Annotated in this window: 11 protein-coding genes; 3 read left to right on the top strand and 8 right to left on the bottom strand. The window is 61.7% G+C overall.

Annotated elements, in window-relative coordinates:
• From larC to Q6E04_RS06930, 6 genes are all read right to left on the bottom strand, one after another.
• Nucleotides 1–309: nickel insertion protein (larC, locus tag Q6E04_RS06955; RefSeq protein ID WP_303250066.1), on the bottom strand; the 309-nt coding region annotated here is incomplete at its 3' end.
• Nucleotides 310–355: 46 nt separating this feature from the next.
• On the bottom strand, nt 356–1,132 hold the full coding sequence (gene larB / locus Q6E04_RS06950; RefSeq protein WP_303250065.1) for a nickel pincer cofactor biosynthesis protein LarB: 777 nt from the start codon (nt 1,130–1,132) through the stop codon (nt 356–358).
• Between the two features lie 9 nt (nt 1,133–1,141).
• Entirely contained in the window at nt 1,142–1,807 is a 666-nt protein-coding gene (locus tag Q6E04_RS06945) for an ExsB family transcriptional regulator (RefSeq protein WP_303250064.1), read from the bottom strand.
• On the bottom strand, nt 1,804–2,181 hold the full coding sequence (locus tag Q6E04_RS06940; protein WP_303250063.1) for a MerR family transcriptional regulator: 378 nt from the start codon (nt 2,179–2,181) through the stop codon (nt 1,804–1,806). The genes Q6E04_RS06945 and Q6E04_RS06940 overlap by 4 nt, the downstream gene beginning before the upstream one ends.
• 210 nt (nt 2,182–2,391) lie before the next feature.
• The gene (gene hemH, locus Q6E04_RS06935) at nt 2,392–3,384 is read right to left on the bottom strand and encodes a ferrochelatase (protein ID WP_303250062.1); all 993 of its coding nucleotides are present in this window, start codon (nt 3,382–3,384) and stop codon (nt 2,392–2,394) included.
• Between the two features lie 293 nt (nt 3,385–3,677).
• Entirely contained in the window at nt 3,678–5,450 is a 1,773-nt protein-coding gene (locus Q6E04_RS06930) for an FAD-dependent oxidoreductase (RefSeq protein WP_303250061.1), read from the bottom strand.
• Nucleotides 5,451–5,667: 217 nt separating this feature from the next.
• Between Q6E04_RS06930 and Q6E04_RS06925 the strand changes: the two genes are divergently transcribed.
• The 3 genes from Q6E04_RS06925 (at nt 5,668) to Q6E04_RS06915 (ending at nt 7,853) form a co-directional block, all read left to right on the top strand.
• Entirely contained in the window at nt 5,668–6,051 is a 384-nt protein-coding gene (locus Q6E04_RS06925) for a LysR family transcriptional regulator (protein ID WP_303250060.1), read from the top strand.
• Entirely contained in the window at nt 5,973–6,575 is a 603-nt protein-coding gene (locus Q6E04_RS06920) for a LysR family transcriptional regulator substrate-binding protein (protein WP_303250059.1), read from the top strand. Before Q6E04_RS06925 ends, Q6E04_RS06920 begins: the two co-directional genes overlap by 79 nt.
• A gap of 135 nt (nt 6,576–6,710) precedes the next feature.
• Nucleotides 6,711–7,853, top strand: coding sequence for an aldo/keto reductase (locus tag Q6E04_RS06915; protein ID WP_303250058.1), 1,143 nt, complete (start codon nt 6,711–6,713; stop codon nt 7,851–7,853).
• A gap of 70 nt (nt 7,854–7,923) precedes the next feature.
• Here the strand turns inward: Q6E04_RS06915 and Q6E04_RS06910 are convergent, their stop codons facing one another.
• Nucleotides 7,924–8,715, bottom strand: a complete 792-nt coding sequence (locus Q6E04_RS06910) for a rhomboid family intramembrane serine protease (RefSeq protein WP_303250057.1) — start codon at nt 8,713–8,715, stop codon at nt 7,924–7,926.
• A 90-nt stretch (nt 8,716–8,805) separates the two neighbouring features.
• Nucleotides 8,806–10,704, bottom strand: a complete 1,899-nt coding sequence (locus Q6E04_RS06905; RefSeq protein WP_303250056.1) for a serine/threonine-protein kinase — start codon at nt 10,702–10,704, stop codon at nt 8,806–8,808.
• Nucleotides 10,705–10,771 lie beyond the last annotated feature (67 nt).

The following is a 10,771-nucleotide window of genomic DNA, read 5'->3' as shown; positions in this document are numbered from 1 at the left end:
GTCGTGGTCGTGGTCGTGGTCGTGGTCGTGGTCGTGGTCGTGGTCGTGGTCGTGGTCGTGGAAATCGTCGCATGCGCCGTGCAGGTATTCCATATCGTGATCGCGATTCTCATGGGCATCGTCCAACAACACTGCAAAATCGCATGCATCCAGACCCGCCTTCTTCACGCGCGACACACGCGTGGAAAATCCTTCCACGGGCAGGCTCGCCAGCGCCCTATTCAGCACCTCTTCGCGCGCCCCCAGGTCGAGCAGCGCAGCCACCGTCATATCGCCGCTTATTCCCGCCGCGCACTCCAGATACAGCATAGTTCCCACGAACAGACCTCCGTTTCTTCCTTCCCCGCCGCCGCGCCTATGCGCGGATGCGCGCATGATCGATAAGCGCCGCCTGGTACCCGCCGCCGAAGCCGTTGTCGATGTTGACCACCGAAACGCCGCTCGCGCACGAATTGAGCATCGCCAAAAGCGCGGTGACCCCGCCGAACGATGCGCCGTAGCCCACGCTGGTCGGTACCGCTATCACCGGGCACGACGCCATGCCGCCGATAACGCTCGGCAACGCGCCTTCCATTCCGGCCACCGCAACCACGGCCTGGGCGCGAGCAATGTCATCGGCATGGGCCAAAAGCCGATGGATGCCCGCCACGCCCACGTCGTAGAGGCGCATCACGCGACTGCCCAGCATTTCGGCCGTAAGAGCGGCCTCTTCGGCCACGGGCAGGTCGCTCGTTCCCGCCGCCGCCACGACGACGTATCCATTGCCGTCCGGTTCGGGCACGCCGCCCACGACAACCATGCGCGCCTCATCGCGATATGCGAATTGCGCGCGATCTTGCGCGCCGAGCAGCGATTCGACGCGCCCGGCCTTGGCAGCGTCCACCCGCGTGGCCATCACGCGGCCCTGGCCCGCCGAACGCAATGCGGCGATGATCCCTGCGATCTGGTCGGCCGTCTTCCCGGCGCCGTAAACCACCTCCGACACGCCTTGACGCAGGCCGCGCTGCATGTCGGGCTTCGCATATCCCAAATCGAGAAACGGCTCGGTCTGAACGCGCGCCGCCGCCTCCGCCGCATCGACCTTTCCTGCCGCAACCGCCTCGAACAACGCCTCGAGTTCTTTTTTCTCCATTGCCACCCCTTACGCCAGACCCGCCGAACGCGCCGCCTCATCGAGCGCCGCCCTGGTCAAACGGACGCCTGCAGGAACTTTCGTGGCGAAACACGAAAAGCTCGGCTTGTCGGCCGTCGAAACCCCTATGTCCCTCGACGCCGCCCTTACCCGGTCTTTCGTGAACCCCGCCTCGCGCAACGGCGAGACCACGCCCAATTCGGCCAACGCGCGAAACCCGGGACGACGAGCGGGATCGTCGGAGGCATTGGTGCCGTCGAGCAAGATATCGCGGCCGTCGCGGGCCATGGCCTCGAGAACCGTCGAAAAAATAAACCTCTTACAGTGGTAGCAGCGATCGTCGGGATTGGAGCAAACGGCATCTTCCGAAAGAATGTCGGCTTCGATGACCTCGAAATCAACCGATGCCTCTCGCGCCACGCGCCGGGCGTCGGCAAGCTCGAACGACGCCTGGAACGCCGTCATGACCATATACGCCTTCACGTCGAAACCCTCGCGAACAAGGGCCGTCAGCAAGAACGACGAATCGCACCCGCCCGAAAACGCCAGGCCGTAACGCTTCGACGGATCGAGCAGGCGCACCGCATCGCGCCAGTTCGAATCGGCGCCTTCGACGGCTTCTCGAATACGACCCTTTTGCACGCTTGCTGCGTGCAGCGCATCGACGGCCATCATGCGCGCATCCCCTTTTCGGCTTCGAGTATGACGCTTTCATAGTGGGCGATCTTGTAGTCCAGGCGATCGAGTCCCTGCTGCAGATCGGCAATGCGGCCGCGCACCAAGTCACGCTGCTCCTCGAGCAGGGTCTTGCGAGCGGCGGCCGTATGCTCGCCCTCGTCGAAAAGACCCATGTATTCGATCAACGCCTCGATCGACACGCCCGCAGAACGCATGCATTTGAGGAATTCGACCGTCCTGCAGTTCGTTTCGTTGTAATCGCGAACGCCCGACGCATTGCGCGGCACGTGACGCAGCAAGCCGACGCGTTCGTAGTACCGCAACGTATCGGCCGATATGTCGTAACGTTTGCTCACCTCGGCGATTTTCATGGCACACCTTCCGCAAAACCGTTCGAAAAGACCTCGAAGCGCGAACGGACCGCCCGCCGCCTCGAGCATCGCATTGAATCACTTTAAGCGAACTCCAAGTCAAGCGACTGGGAAGAAATGCCGACCGAAGAAAAACCGGGGGACGAAAGCGTCGAAAGCCTTGCGGTGTCCCGACGCAGACCGAAGAGGCCGGACATAGGAATATCGAGGCTAAATCGCCCGCCCTGTCCGAACGGCCAGGGCGGCTATCGCATCCATGCACGCGTCGTCGGCGCCGAGCGCAGGCACATAGGTAAAGCGTGCGCCGTCGAGCCCTGCGGCTTGCGCCGCATCGCGATACGCCTGGGCGGCCTCGATTGCCACTTCGTACGAGGTTTCGATGCAATCAACCGAAAAACCAGGACACACCACGGCCACGTCGCGCACCCCTTCGCCCGCAAGGCGCTCGAGTTCGGGCACCAGCATCGGCCCCTGCCATTTGCGGCTGTCGAAACGCGACTGATACGTCGTCAGCACGTCCATCGGCGACATCCCGAGCGCTTCGCCCAACATACGAGCCGTCTCCTTCGTCGCCTGCACATAGGTGTCCCCATGCCGCGCGAACGATACAGGAACCGAATGAAACGACACTATGAGCTTCGAACCAGGAGTGCGAGCCCACGAACGACGCACCGAACCGGCAAGAGCCGCTATGTAGCCGGGCTCATCCCAGTACTCTTCGACGAATGCCGAGCGCATTCCCGCCGGCGCAACATCGGCCATCCGCCTGTCGAATTCCTCGCGGCATGTTCCCGCGCATGCGCGCGTCTTCTGGGGATAGAGAGGCAGGCCGACGATGGCATCGGCCCCCGCTTCGACCAGCTCGCGAATCCCGTCGCCGATCGATGGATTGCCGTATCGCATGCCGAGACGCACGGCCACGGGTTCTCCCGCGATCGCACTGACGCGAGATTCGACGGCGAAGCATTGCTTATAGGAATCCAGGATGAACGGGCTTCCCTCGGACGTCCAGAACGCACGATACCGCGACGCCGTCCTCTTCGGGCGGTTCGGCAGAATGAACAGGTTCAGAATGGGTTGCCACAGAAAAGCGGGCAGATCGACCACATTGCGGTCCGAAAGGAATTCCTTCAAGTACGGACGGATCGCCTCGGGCGTCGGGGCGTCGGGCGTTCCGGTGTTCATCAATAGTATTCCGAGCATGGTCGCTTTCCCTTCGAACAGGTGCGCCGCGCCATTTCGGCAGCGCCCGACCAACTATAGTATTTCGAACATTGTTCAGGTAAAACGAACGCCGCTCCCGCCCCATTTACGTCAGGGCGCGTAACCCGAACGGGCTATGGGAGGCGCCGAAAAACGGCTGTCGAACGGAACGACCCAGGTCGCACCCGTCCGACAGCCGTCTTCGGGAGGGGAATCTCGTCATCGCGCACAGCCGTCAATGCGGTGCCGCCGCATGCAGCGGCAGCACCGGACGGCTCTAGGGATCGAATCTTTTACGCGTCGAACTTGCCTTGCGCAAGATCGCGGCCAAGCAGGTATCCGAACGTCAGGCAGTTGATACCGTAGCTGTTGCCCGGAATGGCGAAGTTGTAGGTGTTGGCGTACATATCGCCGACCATGGCACCGACGTTGAACAGGCCGGGAATAGGCTTGTCGTTCTCGTCGCACACTTCCATATCGACGCTCGTGCGCAAACCGCCCATAACAGTCATGAACATCGCGTAATTGCGTGCCGCATAGAACGGACCGGCCTCATCGATGCGCACCATGAAATCGGGGTTCTTATAGAAATCTTCGTCGACGCCCTTGTCGCACAGCTCGTTATAGCGAGCGACGACGGCTTTCAGCTTATCAGCATCGAGTCCCAGCTGAGATGCGAGGTCATCGAGCGTATCGGCCTTATAGTACGAGCCGTCTTCAACGCCCGCATCCCACATGGAGACAAGCTCTTCGGGAGTCAGCGAAGGAAGCGTGTAGTCCATTCCAAAGGTGTACCACTCATGTCCTTTATCCAGGATCGCCTGCGGATAATTGGCCGTCCAAATACCCCATGCCTCGTTATTGGGCTGAGAGAGCAGGTGATTGGAGCTATACGGCGACGAAATGTCCTCGCGCTGATAGCGCTCGGTATTGTCGTTGACGTTCAGTCCCATATGGAAACCGCACGGCTCATGGCTACCGCCCCATGCCCCTTGCATCATGGGAGCTGCGGGATAGGCATGCTGCCAGGCAGCACCCGCCCATAGGCCCATTTTCTGACCATCGCCTCCATAGATTCCAGTCAAATTGAAGCTTGTGTTGTAATCGATTTCGCCTTGCTCGTAACCGACAAGAGGCAGCACCTGCGGGCAGTAGGCCGCAAGCATCTCCTTATCGTTAGAGAAGTCTCCCGTCGCCAAAACGACCGCCTTGCGAGCCACGAACTTCACATAGCCATCGCCGTTCATTTTCGAAGCCACGACACCCGTCACGCGACCTTGCGCGCCCTCTTCGCGAATAAGCTGCTCCGCCTTGGTATCGTAAATGATCTCGACGCCGTACTCCTTCGCCTTGGCCTCAAGCGCTTCCACCGCACCCTGCTGGCCAGTGGAGACCATGGTCGAATCGCCTTCGGTGGAAAACGCATGCGCGTAATTGGGGCCCATATCGAACGTGTTATCACGCTCCATGATCACTTCGAGACCCGCCTCGCGCGCGATGTCGATCATCCAGTTCATAGCCTCTTCTGAATGATTGTACCCCTTCATCCATTTGCGCTGGTCGATAGCAAACGAAGCCGCGCGCATCTCATGGTAATAAAACGGAACAGGATCGAACGGCTCGATTCCCAGTTCTTCCATGACCTTGGAATTGCGCGCGTAATTCGATCCGCCGCGCGAAATAGGAGCACTCGCGGCCGAGAACAACGTGACCTTCGCCCCGTTTTCAGCGGCAGAAACAGCCGTCGTGAACCCAGACATACCGCCACCGACCACGATGATGTCGTTCTCGACGGTTTCGACGATTTCATCATCCGGAATAGGCTCGGGAGGCACCATGAACGACCATTTAGGCATGGAATCGGTGAGCTTCAAAACAGCATCGCCGGGATCGACGGCGCCTCCAGTCGACCCGCCGGAAGCGGCGCCGGAATCCTGAGCAGACTTGGGAGAAGAGCAGCCCGCAAGTCCTGCTGCCGCAGCAGCGCCTGCTGCGCCAACAGCTCCGAACTTCAGAAAATCACGACGCGAAAACCCCTTATTCGCAGTATTTTCCATTCCCTTCATTGCAAACCCTCCTTGGAACTTTTCATGCAGGGGCATCCGAAGCCGCCCCGTTTCCTCGAATCATAGAAGCGGCAAGCGCCCTTGACGAGCAGCTTCCCGTTGCCCGGAGCGCAGCAATCCGTTGCGCTCGGCAGGCCGTCCTCCCGCCCCATTGCCGCACCACGTTCTCTGCGCTATAAAACCGTTACACCGTAAACATGCTGCAAGGAGGGGCATCATGGAGATACGGCAACTCGAATACGTCGTAGAAGTGGCTAGGCGCGGAAGCTATACCAAAGCCGCAGACGCCTTATTCGTTTCGCGCCAGGGCCTAAGCAAAGCCATCAAGAATCTCGAATCCGAAATAGGGCAATCTCTTTTCCAGGGAGCAGGAGGACGACTGACGACCACGAACACGGGCGAGGCATTCGTAAGGGCCGCTGCACCGGTGGTTTCGTCTTTCGAAGAGTTTGCTTCACGGTTTTCAAGCCAGAAAAAAGCCAAGAGCAGCAGTCGCTCTCGGTCGCGGTCGCGCATGGCGCCATGCTCTCGCTGCCGCATCACGCCATCGCGCGATTCCAGCGGGCAAACCCCGATATCCTTCTGTCGCTCGAAGAGGTGACCACGGAAACTGCGCTCGACATGGCCGATGAAGGAGAGGCCGACGTGGCCATCGTCGGGTCGGCCCCCTGCTATCTGCAAGATTTCGATACGCTCTTAGTGGTAAAGACGGGGATATATCTCTACGTGCCCAAGGAAAGCCCTTTGGCGAATGAAGATATTCTGCCCTTGAAAAGCCTCGACAAGCAGCCGTTCATCACTACGGGAAAACGAAACCACCTGCACCGTTTTTTCATCGAGCAATGCAGTGCTTCAGGAATCGCTCCGCACATCCTTTTCACTACATCGGACATACCCTTGCTCGTCGAACAGGCCGAAAGGCAGAAAGCGTGTTACTTCGGTTTCCCGCCCTCGATCAAAAAGACGGACAAAGAGGCTCATGTGCTCAGGCCCGTCGACATCGGACACGAAGCATGGTTCGGCACCTATGCAGTCAAAAGAAGGGGCGCACCGCTCTCCGAAGCAGCGAAAGCATTCTGGTCGTACCTTTCGCATGAAGTCTCGCATGATGCGACGACGCTATAAGAAAAGAGCACCTGGCAGACGCCGCTCTGCGGCTATTCATGAATGCCGTCTGGCATAGGCCTGACGCGCGGAGTATGCTTCGACCTGCAGGCAGCCGTGCCGTACATACCGCACGGCGCGACCAAGGAGAGCCGCATGAATTATCGTCGCCTCGGAAAAACCGAACTCATGGTCAGCGAAATCGGCTTCGGCGCCGAATGGATGGAGCGCAAGACGCCCGAGGAGGTGGCTGCCGTCACGCGGCGCTTCTCGCAAGCCGGCGTGAATGTCTTGGACTGCTGGATGCCCGAACCCGAAGTGCGCAGCAATCTAGGCGCCGCCATTGCGAGCGAGCGCGACCGATGGATCATCCAGGGCCACATCGGCTCTACCTGGCAGAACGGACAATACGTCCGTACGCGCGACATGGACCGCGTCAAGCCCGCGTTCGAAGACCTGCTCGAGCGGCTCGGCACCGACCATGTCGAACTCGGCATGATTCACTACGTCGACAGCCTTGCCGAATTCGACGGAATCATGCAGGGCGATTTCATGACCTATGCGAAGGAGCTGCAGGCATCGGGAACGATCGGGCATATCGGACTTTCGACCCACAGTCCCGTCGTGGCACGGGCAGCCGCCACGTCGGGCAGCATCGAGGCCATCATGTTCAGCGTGAATCCCGCCTTCGATATGATGCCCGCCTCGAGCAGCCTGGATGCGCTGCTGGCGTTTTCCGGCGGACGGCTCGAGAACATCGAACCCGAGCGCGCCGAGCTCTACGCGCTATGTGAGCGCGAAGACGTCGGGCTCACAGTGATGAAGGGATACGCAGGCGGCCGCCTGCTTGCGGCGGAAACCTCGCCTTTCGGCGTGGCGCTGACGCCCGTGCAATGCATCCATTACGCCCTGACCAGGCCTGCCGTGGCGAGCATCATGGTCGGCGCCGAAACCGTGGCCCATGTCGACGACGCCTTGGCCTACGAGAAGGCCGACGCCGCGCAGCGCGACTACGCGGCCACGCTCGAAAACGCCTCGCTGAGCTCGCCTTTCGGGCAGTGCACCTACTGCGGCCACTGCGCCCCGTGCGCCGCGAGCATCGACATCGCGCTGGTCAATAAATTCTACGACCTGGCCGTCATGCAGCCCGAAGTTCCCGCATCGGTGCGCGCTCACTACGAAGCGCTCGAAGCCACGGCGCAAAACTGCATCGCCTGCCAGGCTTGCGAACCGCGCTGCCCCTTCGACGTAGATATCGCCGAACGCATGAAGAAAGCGGCGGCCCTGTTCGGCTGCTGATGCGCAAACGCGCGAAGGGCGCCCGACCGAAGCCGAACGCCCTTCTTCGTACGGATGAGACGGTGCTCACCTAGCCCACGAGGCCCTGGCTCACCAGCACCCACCCCAGGAACGCGACCCAGGCGATAGCCACCACGACGCGCACCGGGTTGGGAACCTTCAGACCGTATTCGGGAAGCATGAACATCGCGATCGCGCCGCCGAGGGCGCCGCCCAGATGGCCGCTGATGGAAATGCCCGGCACGAGGAACGAATACGCCACGTTCGCCGCGATAACGCCCCACATGCCCTTGCTGTATTCCGCGAAAAACGTCCTTCCCTCGCGATGCAGCACGCCTAGGAGCGCCGTCGCTACGAACAGGCCGAACACGCTGGTCGACGCACCGGCCGAGATGGCCATGCCGCCCTCGAGATAGATGCCCGCCAGATACGAGACCACGTTGCCGGTGATACCGCCGATGAAATACAGCGCGATGAAGTTGGCCTTGCCGAGCACCTGCTCGAGCAGGGCGCCGACGCTATAAAGCGCCACCATGTTGAAGGCCAGATGCATTAGGTCGAGATGCAGAAACATCGGCGTGATGAAGCGGTACAAATCGCCCGCCGACTGGATGAGCGGCGGATACATGGCCCCCATGTCCACCAACACGCGCGACGAGATATCGAAATGCAGGCCCGATGAAAACGCCTCGACGGCGTAGACGGCCACGTTGATCGCGATCAACAGAAGCGTCACCGCCTGGTATGCGTTGCGCTGGAAAAACGAGCCTTTAGACGCCTTCATCATGCGCTTGAGCTCGGCATCGTCTATGACGCGACGCGACTCGGCGCCGCCTTCGGCCTGGAGATTTTCGTCAACCACGCGTCCATCCTTTCAAGAAAAAGGCCGGGTGCGCCGGCCGCCTGCGTATCGGCCCCATCCTCGCACGAAATGGGGCGCACGCTCGAAAAACTACCGAAAACGCCGATCGTCGTCGTATGCCGACGGCATGACGTCCGTCGAATCAGGCGCGGCATCGAACGCGCGAGAATCGTCCTCGTAAGGCGCGGGACGCGTACGGCGAACCGATGTCCGGCGCGAACGGACGACGGGACGCGCAGGGGCGCCGAGCCAGCCGGCAAGCGCCACGGCGACGACGCCGGCGACCGCCGCCACCGCGACATCCGAAGGGTCGGGCATCCACGAAACAAGGCCGCTTTCAAGGAATGCTCGCGCCATCAGGCCGAATATCAGGATTCCCGCCGCAACGGCCATGCCGGCGGCCGCTGAAAGCCTGCCGCCGCGCGAGCAGAGCAAGGCGCCTGCCGCCGCCGCAGCCAGCCAGGAAAGCGCGATGGTCCATACGGACGGGTCGAGCAGCTGCCCGACGACCGCCTGCAACGACCCTCCCGCGAACGCTCCGCCCACGAACAAACCGCCGCCCGTGAACGCCCCCATGCCGCAATACGTCAACGCGAACGCCGACGCGATGCCGAAAAGCGTCGTGGCGAGCGCGTCGCGAACGCGCAGGCAAAGGCCCGCGATCAAAGGGAGCACGGAAAGCGCTCCCGCCAAAGAAAGCGCAGCGACCGACGAGCCCGCTATCGCTGCCGCCTTGCTCAGGCGGCCGCATACAGCAAACCAGGCCGCGGCCGCGGCCGCGAACAAGGCGGCGGCGACATATGCGCCGCCCGCCGCCATACCCGCTGCCAGCGCGACGAGCGAAAGCGGCGCGCCGACACGCGGGAACGCCGCGCCGATCACCCCGACGGCGATCGACGTGACCCACACGCCGACATCCGTCGAGCCAGGGAACAGCGACGACATGTCGATCTGCGACAAGCCCGCATAGGCCGATACGCCGCAGGCGATCGCCGACCAGATGCCGCCCACCGCCTCGCCGGCTCCCCCGCGCAAACGCTCGGCCAGCCCCGCGCGAACGCGCGCGACGGACGGCATGGCCTCGGTAGCATCTTCGGCCTCTTCTTCCTCGTCGGCACAAGCGTCGCCCACCACTGCGGCCAGCTGCCGTGCTCCGCGGCGGGCGTCGCCCAAATGCGGCATCATGGCGTCCGCGAACAGCGTGACCGACGCGAAGCGGTCCTCGCGATCGATCGCCAACGCGCCGAACACGGCCTCGTCCACCTCTTCTCCCACATCGCCGCGGGCGAGCGAGGGAATGACGATTTCGGCCTCTTCGATAGCGCGTGCGGCACCGTCCAGATCATGCGCCAGAAACGGGTTATCGCCCGTGAGCATCTGGTAGGTAAGGGCTGCAAGAGCCCATTCGTCGGTGCGCACGTCGGGAGCCTCGAGCCTCATCTGCTCGAGCGGCATGTATCCGATGGTGCCGCCCGCGGCCTTGCCGAAGCCCGCTTCATGCGAGAGCTGGGCCAGGCCGAAATCGGCCACCTTCACCTGGCCCTGCCGGTTGATCAACACGTTATCGGGCTTGATGTCCAAATGAAGCACTTGATTGTCGTGCGCAACCTCGATCGCATGCGCAACCGATTCGAACACGCAGGTCAGGATATCGAGCGGCAAGGGCCCGTTCGCCATACGCATGAGCTCGGTCAGCGTGATCCCGTCCATGTACTCCATGATCAGATAGGCCATCGGCCCTTCGATTTCGAAATCGAAGACGCCGACGATATGGGAATCGGAGAGCATGGCCGCCGTGCGCGCCTCCTCGAGGCCCGGTATATCGCGCGGAGTCGAGGGCGACGAAGCCGTGCCGTAGGTATCCAAACGCAGGCATTTGATGGCCACGCGACGCTGGATGCGCGTGTCCCACGCGACCCGCACGGTGCCGTATCCGCCCTTGCCCGCAACGTCGAGCGGACGATATCTGTTCAAGATGAGATTTTGCACGCCATCAAGCCTTTCATTCGCGCGGAAAGCTTATTATATATACCTTGAGCTCACGGATCGTAAACGC

The sequence above is a fragment of the uncultured Slackia sp. genome, assembly GCF_959608125.1.
Taxonomy (GTDB): Bacteria; Actinomycetota; Coriobacteriia; order Coriobacteriales; family Eggerthellaceae; genus Slackia.
This window is presented reverse-complemented; position numbering and strand designations above follow the sequence as displayed.